The sequence below is a fragment of the Brevundimonas sp. AC546 genome (genome assembly GCF_979258305.1).
This window is the reverse complement of the sequence record NZ_OZ409849.1, coordinates 306270-320085: the sequence shown is the minus strand read 5'-3', so window position 1 is coordinate 320085 and position 13816 is coordinate 306270. Positions and strand designations below refer to the sequence as shown.

Genomic DNA, 13816 nt, shown 5'->3' with positions numbered 1-13816 from the left:
GGCTTCTTAAGCCCGATCGCGTACTTTGCCGTCAAAGTCCTATGGAGCCCGCCATGAGCAATCCGGCGCAGATCACCCCCCCGACCAACGCCCTGCGCATGAAGGTCGGCGGCGGTTTCGGCATCAACGCCGACGCCATCGCCCGCGCCGAAGAGGCGCTGAAGGCCATGTCGGCCCAGTTCGGACAGTGGCTGAATGACGAAATCGTCAAGCTGGACAAGGCCCAGGCCGACATCCGCGAACAGGGCTATAACCCGACCACCGCCGAGGCCCTGTATTTCCGCGCCCATGACCTGAAGGGTCTGGGCACGACCTATGAGTATCCGCTGGTGACGCGCATCGCCGGGTCGTTGTGCAAGATGCTGGACGATAAGGATCGCCGCATGGCTGCGCCGCTCGCCGTGGTGGACGCCCATATCGACGCCATCCGCGCCGTGGTCCGCGACCAGATAAAGACCGACGAACACCCGACCGGCCGCGCCCTGGCCGAAACCCTGGAAGCGCGCGTCGCAGACCATCTCGCAGGCTGATCATCCGTCCAGCCGTTTGCAAAGGCCCGCCCTCCAGCGGGCCTTTTTCTTTATGCGGCGTTGGCGGCGTTGAGGCTCAGCGACGGCGACTGGTCCAGCCGCTCCATCAGATAGGCCAGGTCGTCGCGCAGAACGTTCGGCCTTTGGGTCAGGAACCGCTCCAGCATCTGCTCGCGGAAATAGGCGCTGGACGTATCGATCCCCTCGGACGCCAGCGCCCGCCAGGTGTCGACCCCGGCGCGGAAGGCCTGGAACAGGCGCGGCGGCAGGCCAGCCCGATCATAGATGGCCTTCAGCCCCAGCGGCCCCGCATCATGCACCATCAGCCAGGCCCGGTGATGGGGCGTATTGGCCAGCTCGGCCAAGCCATGTTCGAACATCGCCATCTGACCGCGAGCCAATCCACGCAGCAGCAGCGAAGCGTTCAGGACGCGACGCGCATTCAGATGGGTCATGAAGGTGGCCAGATCCGAACTGACGGCGGCCTGATCGACCAGATCGACGGTCGTGCGCTCGCGCGCATACTGGGCCAGACGGATGGCCGTCTCCGGTGCGACGGCGTGGCGGCTGATCAGATGCTCGCGCACCGCGTCGCTGGCCAGTTGGATCAGGCGCTCGGTCACGCTCAGCGGCAGAACCTGGCGATAGGCCAGAGCCGTCAGCACCTCTGGCGCCTCGGCGAAGCGATCGACAACGGCCGCCAGCGCGGCTTCCGATAGGTCGGCGTTGTCGTTCGCCGCCACGGTGCGAACCGCCTGTTCGCAGCCTTCCTCAGCCAGCACGGTCGCGACATCGCGCGAGACCCGCGACCGTCCCGCCACCGCGACCTGGCGCACCACCGACCCGGCGCGCACGATCTCGATCAGATCCTCGTCGCTGAAGGCCGGAGAAGAGGCGATGATCGGCAGAGCGACGCTGTCCAGATCGCCGGCCAGTTTGCGCGCCACATCATTGGGGATCAGGTCCGACGCCTTCAGCGTGACGGCCATGGCGCGCCGCACCAGTTCGGCCGCGTCATTGGCCAGCAGGCGCAGGATCTTCTGCGCCGCAGCCCGGTCGTCCTCGTTCAGATCGGCGCGTTCCATGTTGCGGCACAGCTTGTGCGCCGCCTCGGCCCGCTCGTCGTCGTCCGTCGCCTTGATGAGGCGTCGAATGTCCACTTCTGTCAGGCGTGCGCGGAAGGCGGTCATGGACGGCTCGTCATGGAATCGGGCGTTGATCCCAGAATGAGACTGCCATGCTTAACGGCTGGTTTACCATCGGTTGCAATGCAACGACTCAGGTCGATTGTTTGCCATTTGGCGAGAAAGCGCCGCCGAAGCCGTTGCTGGACGATCCGTCCTGACCCAGCAACAGGGCCAGCAGCCCCTGGTCCTGCTTCAACCGGTCCATCCGCGCCGCCAGCATCTGGTCCTTGTCGCTCAGATTCGGCACCGCATACTTGGTTTCGCCCGTGCCGGCCGCCGGCGCGCCCTCGCCCGCGGTGCGTTGCAGATTGGCGTGAACCTCGGCGACGGTGGCGGCGCGTCCGCTGCGATAGAAGATGCTGCGGTTGGCCCGCGCGGCGTCGGGGAACATGGCTACGGCGCTGGCGCCCGGATTGCGATCCATGGCCTGCATCAGGCCCGCCGCCCCTGCCGGCCCCAGGAAGTGGGCGGCATACAGATCGCCTGCCCCCGGCTCCTTGCCGGTACGCCCACGCAGATAGGCCGCGTTGGACGCCGTCAGTTCGGCCGCCATGGTCGATGCGGCTTGGGGGTCGAACCTCAGATCCAGCACGACATTGCGCGCCGAACCGTCCACTCGCCAACGACCGTCGCTGCCCCTTTGGATCAGGTCGGCATACTGGCCATAGCCGTGCTGGGCCCCGTGCTGCTTGACGGTGCCGAGCCAGGTCTGTTCGATGAACTGAAACAGGCCGGCCGCCGACGAGGTCGGCGCCTTGGCGGACGGGTTCATCGCGCTTTCGCGACGCGCCGTCTTGATCAGGAAGTCATAGTCCACGCCCACGGCGTTCGACGCGCGCCGAATGGCCGCCTCTACGCCGCCTGCCGATGGAATCGCTCCGATGCCCATGTGCGGATGGTCGGCGAACGTAGTTAACCAACCCTTAATTCTTAACGCCGCCGTTAACGGATCGACATTGGTCGAACCCCGAAACCTCTGCCGTAAAGCCGCCACAACCTGCGCGCTCAACTTGCAGTTACGGGCGCTGCGGGGGCGGTGAACGAGGGAGTGAAGTTATGATGATCCGTGCCGCCGGTGGACCCGGCTTGATCAGCCCCATCGACTTCGGGGAACGCAAGAAACCCATCCCGCGCTGGATGCTGGGCGCCATCGGCGTCTCGGTCGTCCTCCACGTCGCGGCAGGGGTGGTGCTGTATAATCAGCGGTTCGAGTTGAGCGGGATGACGCAACCCGCCGAGCCCGACAAGCCCATCGATGTCTTCTTCCAGACGCCACCCAAGCCCAAGCCGCTTCCGCCCACGGTCACAGCCGCTCCGCCCACGCCGATCCACAAGCCGGCGCTGACGGTGCCCGCCGATGTGCCGACGCTCGCCCTGACCCCGCCCGAGAACCCGACCAACACGGCTCCGCCCGGACAGGTGATCGTCAGCACAGCCCCCACCGGCGTCGAAGGCGGCACAGCCACGGTCGAGACCCCGCCGCGCGCACCGTCGGTAATCAACAACCCCACCTGGGCCAGCCGCCCGTCGCCGGCGCAGATGGCGCGCGCCTACCCCACCCGCGCGGCCGAGAACGGCACGCCGGGCTCGGCCAGCCTCAGCTGCATGGTTCGCGTGGATGGCGGCCTGACCGGCTGCCGTGTCATGGGCGAGACGCCGAGCGGACAGGGCTTCGGCCGCGCGGCTCAGAGCCTAACGCGCGACTTCCGCATGAACCCGCGCACGGTCGACGGCCGACCGGTCGACGGCGCCACGGTCAACTTCACCGTCCGCTTCGCGATGGCGGGCTAGAACCGACCAGGATTGAGGGCGCGGGCATCTGTCGAGGCCGTCCGCCCCTCGATCGCATCGGCGACGACCGCGCCCACCAGCGGCCCCAGCAGCCAGCCGTTGCGACGCGGCGCCAAGGCCATGAACAGACTCTGCCCGCCCGGCGCGGCGCCCGCCAGCGGCAGGCCGTCCGCCGTCGCCCCGCGCACGCCGGCTCGCCATGCGATGTCCAGCGGTTCTGACGATCGATCCAGCACGCGCCACGCCGCTTGGGTCAGGCGGTCGGATGTCTTGGCATCCGGCCCCGTGTCCCGCCGCCCCGGTTCCATCGTCGCTCCGATCACCACGCCCGACGCCATCGGCGCGACATAGGCCCCCGGCCCGCGCACGACATGATCCACCAGTTCTCGGGCCGCGACGCCGATCTGTCCCCGGATCGGCTGGATGGCGTCGATCAAAACTCGCGCGGCCTCAGGCAGCCCCGCGACGGCCTCGCCCGCGCCCGTCGCCAGCACCACCGCCTCGGCGTCCAAAGTCAGGTCGCCGACAGAGACCCGCCAGCCGTGATCAGTGCGGGCGATACCCGTCACCCGTCCTACGACAACGGCCTCGCCCAACGCCTGTTTCAGCGCCGCTAGGGCCTGTGCAGGATCGACCTGATAATCCTCGTCGGTCGTGACGGAGTCGCCCTCGCGCCGGGCGTCGAAGCCCAGCGCGCGCAGCCTCGCTTCCATCCCGTCCACGTCGCCGCCCCGCCATTCGGCCGGTCGATGCGCCAGAACGACCCTCGCCGCCGCCGCGAATACAGGCCACAGGTCGCGCCCTGCCCGAAACAGCCGGGCATGATCGGGCGACACGTCGTCGATGGCCGATTCCATCGCCGGCGCGATCATCCCCGCCGCGACCTGGGAGGCGTTCACCTCCCCGGGATCGACCACCACCACCGCCCGGCCGCGCCGATGCAGTTCGAACGCGGTGCAAAGGCCAAGCACGCCGGCGCCGACGATCACGATGGGAGGGGAAGACATCACGGGCCGTCTGATCGACCCGCGACGCCTCTATTGCAAGATGTCTGCGCCTATTCCGCCGCCATCGAGGCCGCGCCCGCATCGTCAAGGCGCGCGACCAGGGCCGCGTGCTGGTCCCACAGGGCGGTCGGCAGCCGGTCGCCGAACTGGCGATAGAAGTCGGGGATCAAGGCCGCCTCCTCGGCCCAGACGCCGGCATCCACATCCAGCAGAATCGCCAATTGCGCCGGCGTTAGCTCCAGACCCGACAGGTCCAGCGCCGCCACGGACGGCACACGACCGACCGCCGTCTCCACCGCCTCGGCCTCGCCATCGATCCGTTCGCTGATCCATTTCAGCACGCGCGCATTGTCGCCAAATCCGGGCCAGACGAACCGCCCGTCCTGATCCTTCCTGAACCAGTTGACGAAGAAGATGCGCGGCAGTTTCGACGCGTCGCGCCCCTGGCCCATCTTCAGCCAGTGGGCGAAATAATCCCCCATGTTGTAGCCGCAGAAGGGCAGCATGGCGAAGGGGTCGCGGCGCAGTTCCCCGACCTTGTTCTCGGCCGCCGCCGTGCCTTCGGACGCCACGGTCGAGCCCATGAAGACGCCGTGTTCCCAATCGAACGCCTCGGTGACCAGAGGCACGGCGCTGGCCCGCCGACCGCCGAACAGGATGGCGTCGATCGGCACGCCCCTGGGGTCTTCCCATTCCGGCGCGATGGCCGGGCACTGGCTGGCCGGGGCTGCGAAGCGGGCGTTGGGATGCGCCGCCGGGTCACCGGACGCGGGATCGTGCGGCTGGCCCTTCCAGTTCGTCAGACCTTCCGGCGCCTGTTTCGTCAGGCCTTCCCACCATACATCGCCGTCCGCCGTCAGGGCGGTGTTGGTGAAGATGGTGTTGGTGGCCAAGGTCTCCAGCGCATTGTGGTTGGTGTTGCGGCTGGTGCCGGGCGCAACGCCGAAGAAGCCGGCCTCGGGGTTCACCGCATACAGCCGCCCGTCGTCGCCGAACCGCATCCAGGCGATGTCGTCGCCGATGGTCTCGGCCTTCCAGCCCGGCAGAGTAGGCTGGAGCATGGCCAGGTTCGTCTTGCCGCAGGCGCTCGGGAAGGCGGCGGCGACATATTTCGCCCGGCCCTCCGGATCCGTCAGCTTCAGGATCAGCATATGTTCGGCCAGCCACCCCTCGTCGCGGGCCATGATCGAGGCGATGCGCAGGGCGTAGCATTTCTTGCCCAACAGGGCGTTGCCGCCATAACCCGAGCCATAGGACCAGATCTCCCGCGTCTCCGGGAAATGCACGATCCACTTGTCGTCGTTGCAGGGCCAGGGCACGTCGACCTGCCCTTCGACCAACGGCGCGCCCAGCGTATGAACGGCCGGCACGAACACGCCCGTGTCGCCCAACTGGTCCAGCGCCGGCTTGCCCATGCGGGTCATCACCCCCATCGACAGGGCGACATAGCCGCTGTCGGTAATCTCGACGCCCAGGGCGCTGATGGCCGATCCCAGCGGCCCCATGCAGAAGGGCACGACATACATCGTCCGCCCCGCCATGCAGCCGTCGAACAGCCCGTCCAGACGCGCGCGCATCTCGATCGGATCGGCCCAGTTGTTTGTGGGACCGGCATCGGCTTCGTCGTCCGAGCAGATGAAGGTCCGGCTCTCGACCCGCGCCACGTCGCGAGGATCGGACGCGGCGTAATAGCAGCCCGGCCGCTTGTCCTGATCCAGCGCCTTCAGCGTGCCCTTGACCAGCAGGTCAGCGGTGATGGCCGCCTTCTCCTCTTCTGATCCGTCGCACCAGTGGACCCGCGCGGGCTTGGTCAGGGCGGCGATCTGTTCGACCCAGGCGACGAGGCCGGAATGGACGGTCGGCGCGGGATGGAGTCCGAGCGTGGTGTAAATAGACAAGGGCGTCTCCTGAGCGAACAGGCCCGACGATCTGACGCCGTCGTGACCTTCAGCACGCGACTATCACGCACTGTTACAGGCGAGATGCTCCGGTCTTTTCGCCACGTCAAACCGTGCAAGAAAGCGCCGCTGTCCACCGGTGTCGTCGGCAAAAGATCGCAGGTGTCAGGGGCGCGCGTGGACGCTAGAAGGGCGTGTGCAAACGCTGGATTCCATCTCCGCCTTGCCCGACGGGGCTCTCAGTTCGCCCGCTGCGCGGCGCAATGCGGAGGCGATTCTTAGCGTGCTCTGCGCTCACCTGCCGGCGCGAGGATCGGTGATGGAGATCGCCTCGGGATCGGGCGAACACGCAACCGCCTTCGCCGCCGCCCTGCCCGGTCTGAACTGGACGCCCAGCGACCCCAGCGAACAGGCGCGAGACAGCATCGCCGCCTGGACGCGCCAACTCGCTCTGACGAACTTGAACCCGCCTTTGTCCCTAGACGCCGCCGATCCGGCGACCTGGCCCAAGGGGCCGTTCGACGCCGTCTATTGTGCGAACATGACGCACATCAGCCCCTGGTCGGCGACCGAGGGGCTGATGGATTTGGCCGGTCGCGTCTTGCGACGCCCCGGCGGTCTACTGGCGCTCTATGGCCCCTATCGCGAGGCCGGAGTTGCGCTGGCGGCGTCGAACGCCGCCTTCGACGACAGTCTGAAGACGCGAAACGCTGAATGGGGTCTACGCGACCGTGAAACAGTCGAGGCCCTGGCCCGCTCGCATGGCCTTGCGGCCACGCTGCGGGTTCAGATGCCGGCGAACAACCTCATCCTGCTGTTCCGCGCCATCTGATCAGGCGATCGCGCCGACGATCTTGGACAGTGCGCCGTTGTCGCCCAGCAGGGTGACAGCGCCGTCCTTGAACACCGCACCATCCGCCTCAGCCGGAACGCCGAAGATTTCGGCCGCCAATGCGACGCCGTCGGCGAAGGCGATGACCGTCAGGGCGTTCGCGCGCGCCAGGTCGAGCAGCGAACGCACGGCCGCCAACGACGCCTCGTCCGTCGAGCCGCCCGGAACGACCAGACCCTTCAACCGACCCTCGACGATGTCCTTGGCCGTCGCGGTGGCCAACACAGTCACGCCGCTGGTGATCAGGCTGGCGTCGCCCGTCGAGATCGGCGCCAGGCCCACGCCTTCGGCCCGCAACGCACCCTCCACGTCGCCCAGCTCGCCGAACGCCATGTCACGCCGCATCACCAGCCCCATACGCAGACGGGTGGGAACAGGACGGTTGTAACCGGTGCGACGGGGGCCTGCGGAAGATTTGTTTTGAGCGAACAAGACGTCTCCTTGAGATGTTTCAATACTGATCCAGATCCGACAAGCGCCGCTGTCGAACCGCCCACGCCAATGATCAGAAAAAAGAAAATCGACGGGCCCGACGACTGTCGTCCCGCACTCTGGATCATTTGTGGAATGCCGTCAGATATAGTGGCGATCGCGTCAGGATCAACCTGCCAATTCCAACAGACTGGCCTTCCTGATCCTGAAAACCGCGTCCGGCTTGCTCGCGCGCCCGCCCGGCTCTAGACAGCCGCATCGACTGGACGACGGAATCGCATGGCCTTCACCCGCACCTATGATGGCAACGAACCCGTTCGCGTGAACAAGTGGCTGGGCCAGACCGGCGTCTGTTCCCGGCGCGAGGCCGACACCCTGATCGCCAACGGCCTGGTCTCCATCGACGGCGAGACCATCAGCGATGCGGGCCGCAAGATTCAGCCCGGCGAGACCCTGACCCTGAACGACACCGCCCAGGCGGCCCTGGCGTCGGGCATGACCCTGGTGCTGCACAAGCCGGTCGGTTACGTCTCGGGCCAGCCCGATCCCGGCAAAATTCCCGCCGTGCGCCTGCTGAACAAATCCAACCGCATCGGCGAGGGTGAGATCCCCGCCCGCGACGCCTCCCTGCCCCCCATCGGTCGGCTGGACGAGGATTCGCGCGGTCTGCTGCTTCTGTCGTCGGACGGCGTCGTCGCCAAGGCGGTGATCGGCCCGGCGTCAGAGCTGGACAAGGAATATCTGGTCGTCGTCGAAGGCCTGATCACCGAGGGCAAGCTCAGCCGCCTGCGCCACGGCCTGGAACTGAACGACAAGCCGCTGAAGCCCGCCCGCGTCACCCAGATCGGGCCGCAACGCCTGCGGTTCATCTTGGACGAGGGCAAGTATCGCCAGATCCGCCGCATGTGCGAACTGGTCGGGCTGGAGGTCGTGGACCTGTACCGCACCCGCATCGGCCCGCTGGAACTCGGTGACCTGCCCGAGGGCCGCTGGCGTCACCTGACGAACGAAGAGCGCGCGATGCTTATCGCCCACTCAGCATCCTGAGTTCAGCCCCCTAATCGAGGGTTCTGAACCACTGATCCAGCAGCTGCGCCTCGGCGCGCCGCGCCTCGGTGCGTTCGGCCGCCTCGGCGTCCACGCCCCACTGTTCTTCCTGAAACAGTTCGTCGATCCGCGACAGGTCGAAAGCCGCTTCGCCGTCCAGCGCACCCTGCTCCACCGCCAGGGCCAGCACCGCTGATCCCAGCAGCGGCACCGCCGTCGCCAGCCCCGTCAGGCGGAAATCGTCCAGCGACAGGGCATGCGTCTTGACCCGCGCGATGGCGTCCGGCGACTGCGGCCGATGCACGATGCCGGCGACAGGCTCCAGCACCACCCCCATCTCGTGCGCGGCCCAGTCACGCCACGGCGCCCACTCCCGCGCCTGGCGCTCGACCAGCGGCGTCGGATGTTCGGCCAAATAGCAGACCACGTCCGATCCGGCGTAGGCGGCGATCTCGTCCGCCACCGGCTCGCGCGCCTGACCGATCCGGTCGATGGCGGTCGAGGCCAGGCGGGTCGCCGGCATGGTCGAGGGATCGAGGAACTTGCCCTGCGCCGCCCATTCGTCGGCGACTAGCTGGGCTGCGGCCTGCGTCGGCAGGACCAGCGCCGCCTTGTCCGGCGTCTTGGGCGTGCGTCCGTCCAGCAACACGGCCCAGCCGCCATCAACATGCGGACCCACGACCGCCTCTTTCCAGAAGCGCGAGATCCGATCCGGCGACTGTTCGACGAAACGCGGGCGGTGCGAGGCGGGCTTGTCTGTCATCAGGGTTCCGTTGAAATCAGGCCGGCACGACGTCGAACGCCAGCGTCAGGCGCGACGCCTCGCCGCCGAATGGCTGGGTGCCGTGCCACATATAGGAAGGAAACAGCACCAGCGTTCCCGGCTGGGGCTGCACATAATGCTCGGCCGCCAGGCTCGGCAGGCCGGGCGGCGCGCCGAACCGCAACCAGCCCTCGCGCCCCTCGCCTGCAACCGCAGGCGGCAGTTCGATATGGCAGGCCGACGACAGCCAGCCGTTCGAGTGGATATGGTCGGCGTGAAACCCGTTCGGCCGCAACCGCACAGACCAACTGCCCTGGATGCGATAGTCGCCGGTGTTGCGCGCCCTCAACGGACCGTCGCCCTGACCCACCGCCGCCATATAGTCGCGGATCGGCCTGTCGATGACCTGGAAGAAGGCCCGGATGGCCGGATCGTCGCTTTCGGACAGCGCAGCAGCGGTCTGCGATCCCCCGCGCAGCGACTGGCCCACGGGGTGGGTCTTCAGCGTGTGCAGCTCATGCAGCGCCCGCGCCAGATCGCCCAAATAGGCCTCCAGCGACGCCCACCCCTGCGGCGCTTCCAGCCGATAGGGACGCACGAAGGCGTCATAGTCGTACATCCGCCCATAACGATCATCGCCCAGCATCCGCCAGGCCGTCGCCTGAAAGGCCAGTACATGCTGGTTCAGCGGCTCACGCGCCCGCAACGCCTCGATTGGAACCAGCGCCGCCTCGGCCTCGCCCAGGGCCAGTAAACACTCCGCCTGGGTGACCATGATCGCCGCGACCTCGCCGCCCGCCAGCGCCGCCGCCTGGTTCACATGACCCAGCGCCCGGCGCGGGTCCAGCATCAGGCACGCCTGCGCGGCCGCCAGTTCCCCCGGTCCATCCAGCGGGCCGGCCACCAAGGTACGATACGCCCGCTCCGCCTCCCCTGCGTATTCCAGCAGCCGCGCCTTGATCTGACGCGGCATGGGCGCGGCGGGCGATGCGGCGATGGCGACGTCCAGCGGCGCGCAGGCGGCCTCAAGATCGGCGTCGCGCATCCAGATCAACTGGCACAGATCCCTCAGAGCATCGCCATAGTCGGGCCGCCGGGCCAGCGCCTGACGATAGGCGTCCTCGGCCTCGTCGAACTGGCTCTGCGCCTGAAGCGCACGCGCCAGCACCAGCCAGGTCTCCGGCGCATCCCCGCCGATGGCCATGGCTCCGCGACAGGCGGTCTCCGCCTCGGCCGCCCGACCGAGATCGCCCAGGGTGGAGGCCAAATTGTGCCGCGCCGGCACGCTGTGCGGTCGAACCGCGACCAGTCGCTGGGACAGATCCGCGCTGTCCGCCAGACGCCCCGCCCGCTTCAGCAGATCGGCCTGCACCGACAGCGCCTGCCACGGCGCATCGGCCTTCGCGACCACCGCCGCCAGAACCTGCAAGGCCTCGTTAAGCCGCCCGGCGGCAGCTAGCGCTTTGGCCCGTTCAACCTGTGCCTGCCCGACCGCCGTCACCGGATTCGCTTCACGCCCAGGAAGGGATCGTCTTCCGCCTCGTCCTCGGAGAAGCCGAAGTGGGCGAAGCCGGCCTTCATCTCGGGGCTCAGCGGCGCCGTGACCTTCAGCACGCCGCCGCGCGGATGGTCCAGCTCGATGCTGCGCGCGTGCAGTTGCAGCTTCAATGGGCCGGACAACTCCCTGGATTTCTCGTCGCCATATTTCGGATCGCCCAGGATTGGATGGCCGATCCCCGCCATATGCGCGCGCAACTGGTGTGTCCGTCCGGTGAAGGGCCGCAGCGCCATCCACGACGCCCGGTGCGAGGCGCGGCTGACGGTGCTGAACGCCGTCTCGGCCGGTTCGGCCTTGGGATCCTTGCGCTCGGCCGGACGCATCATCTCGAAATCGTTGATGCCGGTCTTTTTCAGCGGCATGTCGATCTGGCCCGAATAGGGTTTCGGATTACCGATCACGATGGCCCAATAGGTCTTCTTGGCCTGACGCCGCGCGAAGGCGCCCGCCAGCCGCTTGGCCGCCTCTGGCCCCTTGCCCAGCAGCAGGACGCCCGAGGTGTCGCGGTCCAGACGGTGCACCAGGCGCGGACGGTTGATCCCCTCGCCCCAGGCCGACAGCAGGCGATCGACGTGGCGGCTTGTCTTGGTGCCGCCCTGCACCGCCAGGCCGTGCGGCTTGTTGATCGCAATGACCATGTCGTCTTCATACAGGACCAGCGACTTTACGAACCGGATGTCCTGTTCGGACAGGGTGTGCATGTCCCCGGCCTGGCGCGAGGTATCGTCGGGGATCGGCGGCACGCGCACGGCGGCCCCGGCGGTCAGGCGACCCTCGGGCTTGATGCGGGCGCCGTCCACGCGGATCTGGCCGCTGCGCGCCATCTTCTGCACCTGGATATTGGACAGGTGCGGCCAGCGTCGGCGGAACCAGCGATCCAGACGAATGCCGTCCTCGTCCTCGGCGACATAGATGGTCAGGACTTCGCGCTTCGGGGCGTCCTTGGCGGTATCTTTTTCAGCCTCATGCGGCTCGTCGGCGGGAGAATAATCGGTCAAAGCGGAGCTCCAAGGGCGCGGCGGGCGATCATCAGGCCGACGAAAAGGGCCAGGATAGCCAAGACGACCGAGCCGACCACATAGGCGCAGGCCAAACCGATCTGGCGGCGCTCGATCATCTGCACCGCCTCCAGCGAATAGGACGAAAAGGTCGTGAACCCGCCCAGCACGCCGACGGCGGCGAACAGCCTCACCGCCTCCTGCTGCGCCCCGCCCCGGAACGCCAGCCAACCTACCAGCAGGCCCATCAACAGGCCGCCCAGAACGTTGGCCGCGAACGTGCCCAGCGGCCAGCCGACGTTAGGCGCCAAGCGCCCTGCGGCCAGCCCCAGGCCATAGCGTGCGACGGAGCCGATGGCCCCGCCTGCCGCGACGAGAAGAAAACGTGTCATCGTGCGGCCTTCTATACGCCGCACGCGCCGAAAGCGATGGTCAGCGCGGGATGGAACCCTGGACCGAGCGTGCATCGTAGGCGTTGGGGCGATCCGGCTTCTGGCCCCGGCCCAGCACGACTTCCAGCGTGGTCGACGTCGGTTGCGGACCGCTGAAGTTCAGACCCACGCCCACCCCGACGCCCGAGGCCGAATAGCCGCCATACCGGCTGCTTCCGCCGCCGATCGAAACGCTGGGGCGAACCCCGCCCGCCCCGCCTGGCCGACCGTCGGTCCAGCTCTGGGTCACCTCGAACCAGTCATAGCCCTGTTCGGTCGTCAGGTCAGCGGCGCGCAATAAGGCCCAGTCGGCGACGCGTCCAGCCGCCCCTACGCCGTTATAGCTCACGCGATAGCGGTTGGACTCGATCCTCTGTTCAGAGAACCCCTGCCCGTTCGGTCCCTGCTGGGCGCCGTAGGGGGCCAGGCTGGCGCAGGCGCTCAGCGCGAGGGCGGACAGGCCGGTCAGGGCGATGGCGAGACGCTTCATCATAGGTATCCTTTCAACGACATAGCGCCAAAACCGGCACGGCGTTCCCTAAAGAGACGGGCGACCTACAGCCCCAGCGCGGCGCGCAGTTTGGCGAAATCCTCTGGCGGCGGCGCCTCGACCGTGGTCGTACCGCCCTCAGGATGGGGGAAGCTCAGCCTGGCGGCGTGCAACATCAGGCGCGGCGCCGGCCCGACCGGCGTGGTCAGGGCGCCGCCGTAACGCACATCCCCGATCAAGGGCCGACCGATATGGGCCATATGCACCCGCAACTGGTGCATCCGCCCGGTCAGCGGCTCCAGCTCGACCACCGCCCCCTCCGGCCCGGAGGCCAGGGTCCGGTATTTGCTCTGCGAACCCTGCGCGCCCGGCGCATCAAAGGCGACGACGCGCATATAGCTCTCACGGCCGATCTCCTCGCGCCGCAGCGGCGCGTCGATGGTCGCGGATGCCGGTTCGGGCGCGGCCGACAGCAGGGCCAGATAGTGTTTCCTGAACCGCCGCATCTGCAGCGCCTTGCCCAGGAAACTCGCCGCCGGCTTGGTCTTGGCTGCAAGGATAACGCCCGAGGTGTCGCGATCCAGCCGATGCACCAGGTCCGGCCGCTTGCCGTTGGACCGCGCGAACGCCCACAGCAGATCGTCCAGCGTATGCGCCTTGATCCGCCCGCCTTGGCTGGACAGGCCCGACGGCTTGGAAAAGGCGATGACATGCGCATCCTCGTGGATCACCCACGAACGGACGGCGTCGATGTCTGCGGGCGATAGGTCTACGGGGGCACGGGTCACCGCG

Annotated in this window: 15 protein-coding genes; 4 read left to right on the top strand and 11 right to left on the bottom strand. The window is 67.7% G+C overall.

Translation table 11 applies throughout. From position 1 onward, the window contains the following. Window positions 1–53: 53 nt before the first annotated feature. The gene (locus ACZZZD_RS01620; protein WP_463432040.1) at window positions 54–530 is read left to right on the top strand and encodes an Hpt domain-containing protein; all 477 of its coding nucleotides are present in this window, start codon (window positions 54–56) and stop codon (window positions 528–530) included. Between the two features lie 50 nt (window positions 531–580). On the opposite strand, the gene spbR is transcribed toward ACZZZD_RS01620, so the two are convergent. Both spbR and ACZZZD_RS01610 read right to left on the bottom strand, forming a co-directional pair. Continuing rightward, complete coding sequence (gene spbR / locus ACZZZD_RS01615; RefSeq protein WP_463432038.1) at window positions 581–1720, bottom strand: SpbR family protein; 1140 nt, start codon at window positions 1718–1720, stop codon at window positions 581–583. A gap of 88 nt (window positions 1721–1808) precedes the next feature. Continuing rightward, window positions 1809–2606 carry a transglycosylase SLT domain-containing protein gene (locus ACZZZD_RS01610; protein WP_463432036.1) on the bottom strand — a complete coding sequence of 266 codons (798 nt, stop codon included), beginning with the start codon at window positions 2604–2606 and terminating at the stop codon, window positions 1809–1811. A 167-nt stretch (window positions 2607–2773) separates the two neighbouring features. Here ACZZZD_RS01610 and ACZZZD_RS01605 point away from each other — a divergent pair, with 167 nt between their 5' ends. Beyond that, on the top strand, window positions 2774–3508 hold the full coding sequence (locus ACZZZD_RS01605; RefSeq protein ID WP_463432034.1) for a TonB family protein: 735 nt from the start codon (window positions 2774–2776) through the stop codon (window positions 3506–3508). Here ACZZZD_RS01605 and ACZZZD_RS01600 read toward each other — a convergent pair. Then, a complete protein-coding gene (locus tag ACZZZD_RS01600) occupies window positions 3505–4515 on the bottom strand; it encodes an NAD(P)/FAD-dependent oxidoreductase (protein WP_463432032.1) in 1011 nt (336 codons plus the stop codon). The two genes, ACZZZD_RS01605 and ACZZZD_RS01600, sit on opposite strands and share 4 nt — an antisense overlap. A 50-nt stretch (window positions 4516–4565) precedes the next feature. After that, entirely contained in the window at window positions 4566–6413 is a 1848-nt protein-coding gene (locus ACZZZD_RS01595; protein WP_463432030.1) for a phosphoenolpyruvate carboxykinase (GTP), read from the bottom strand. A gap of 139 nt (window positions 6414–6552) precedes the next feature. Between ACZZZD_RS01595 and ACZZZD_RS01590 the strand changes: the two genes are divergently transcribed. Continuing rightward, window positions 6553–7245: a DUF938 domain-containing protein gene (locus ACZZZD_RS01590; RefSeq protein WP_463432028.1), complete on the top strand. Its 693-nt coding sequence runs from the start codon at window positions 6553–6555 to the stop codon at window positions 7243–7245. On the opposite strand, the gene ACZZZD_RS01585 is transcribed toward ACZZZD_RS01590, so the two are convergent. Next, complete coding sequence (locus tag ACZZZD_RS01585) at window positions 7246–7737, bottom strand: hypothetical protein (protein WP_463432026.1); 492 nt, start codon at window positions 7735–7737, stop codon at window positions 7246–7248. It lies immediately after the preceding gene. Between the two features lie 279 nt (window positions 7738–8016). Here ACZZZD_RS01585 and ACZZZD_RS01580 point away from each other — a divergent pair, with 279 nt between their 5' ends. Then, on the top strand, window positions 8017–8784 hold the full coding sequence (locus tag ACZZZD_RS01580) for a pseudouridine synthase (RefSeq protein ID WP_463432024.1): 768 nt from the start codon (window positions 8017–8019) through the stop codon (window positions 8782–8784). A gap of 10 nt (window positions 8785–8794) precedes the next feature. Here the strand turns inward: ACZZZD_RS01580 and ACZZZD_RS01575 are convergent, their stop codons facing one another. From ACZZZD_RS01575 to ACZZZD_RS01550, 6 genes are all read right to left on the bottom strand, one after another. Further along, the gene (locus ACZZZD_RS01575) at window positions 8795–9547 is read right to left on the bottom strand and encodes an ATP12 family chaperone protein (RefSeq protein WP_463432022.1); all 753 of its coding nucleotides are present in this window, start codon (window positions 9545–9547) and stop codon (window positions 8795–8797) included. Between the two features lie 16 nt (window positions 9548–9563). Further along, window positions 9564–10976: a putative 2OG-Fe(II) oxygenase gene (locus tag ACZZZD_RS01570; RefSeq protein ID WP_463432020.1), complete on the bottom strand. Its 1413-nt coding sequence runs from the start codon at window positions 10974–10976 to the stop codon at window positions 9564–9566. A 68-nt stretch (window positions 10977–11044) separates the two neighbouring features. Next, window positions 11045–12025, bottom strand: coding sequence for an RluA family pseudouridine synthase (locus ACZZZD_RS01565; protein WP_463436054.1), 981 nt, complete (start codon window positions 12023–12025; stop codon window positions 11045–11047). 74 nt (window positions 12026–12099) lie between these two features. Beyond that, a complete protein-coding gene (gene crcB, locus ACZZZD_RS01560; protein WP_463432018.1) occupies window positions 12100–12495 on the bottom strand; it encodes a fluoride efflux transporter CrcB in 396 nt (131 codons plus the stop codon). A gap of 40 nt (window positions 12496–12535) precedes the next feature. Then, on the bottom strand, window positions 12536–13027 hold the full coding sequence (locus tag ACZZZD_RS01555) for a CC0125/CC1285 family lipoprotein (protein WP_463432016.1): 492 nt from the start codon (window positions 13025–13027) through the stop codon (window positions 12536–12538). A gap of 62 nt (window positions 13028–13089) precedes the next feature. Continuing rightward, window positions 13090–13812 (bottom strand): RluA family pseudouridine synthase, encoded by a 723-nt coding sequence (locus ACZZZD_RS01550; protein WP_463432014.1) that lies wholly within the window; start codon window positions 13810–13812, stop codon window positions 13090–13092. Between the last annotated feature and the right edge of the window lie 4 nt (window positions 13813–13816).

Excerpts from the sequence above, each read along its gene's own strand:
- spbR (WP_463432038.1), bottom strand. The coding sequence starts at position 1,720 with ATGACCGCCTTCCGCGCACGCCTGACAGAAGTGGACATTCGACGCCTC.
- ACZZZD_RS01620 (WP_463432040.1), top strand. The coding sequence starts at position 54 with ATGAGCAATCCGGCGCAGATCACCCCCCCGACCAACGCCCTGCGCATG.
- ACZZZD_RS01610 (WP_463432036.1), bottom strand. The coding sequence starts at position 2,606 with ATGGGCATCGGAGCGATTCCATCGGCAGGCGGCGTAGAGGCGGCCATT.
- ACZZZD_RS01600 (WP_463432032.1), bottom strand. The coding sequence starts at position 4,515 with ATGTCTTCCCCTCCCATCGTGATCGTCGGCGCCGGCGTGCTTGGCCTT.
- crcB (WP_463432018.1), bottom strand. The coding sequence starts at position 12,495 with ATGACACGTTTTCTTCTCGTCGCGGCAGGCGGGGCCATCGGCTCCGTC.
- ACZZZD_RS01575 (WP_463432022.1), bottom strand. The coding sequence starts at position 9,547 with ATGACAGACAAGCCCGCCTCGCACCGCCCGCGTTTCGTCGAACAGTCG.
- ACZZZD_RS01605 (WP_463432034.1), top strand. The coding sequence starts at position 2,774 with ATGATGATCCGTGCCGCCGGTGGACCCGGCTTGATCAGCCCCATCGAC.
- ACZZZD_RS01555 (WP_463432016.1), bottom strand. The coding sequence starts at position 13,027 with ATGATGAAGCGTCTCGCCATCGCCCTGACCGGCCTGTCCGCCCTCGCG.
- ACZZZD_RS01580 (WP_463432024.1), top strand. The coding sequence starts at position 8,017 with ATGGCCTTCACCCGCACCTATGATGGCAACGAACCCGTTCGCGTGAAC.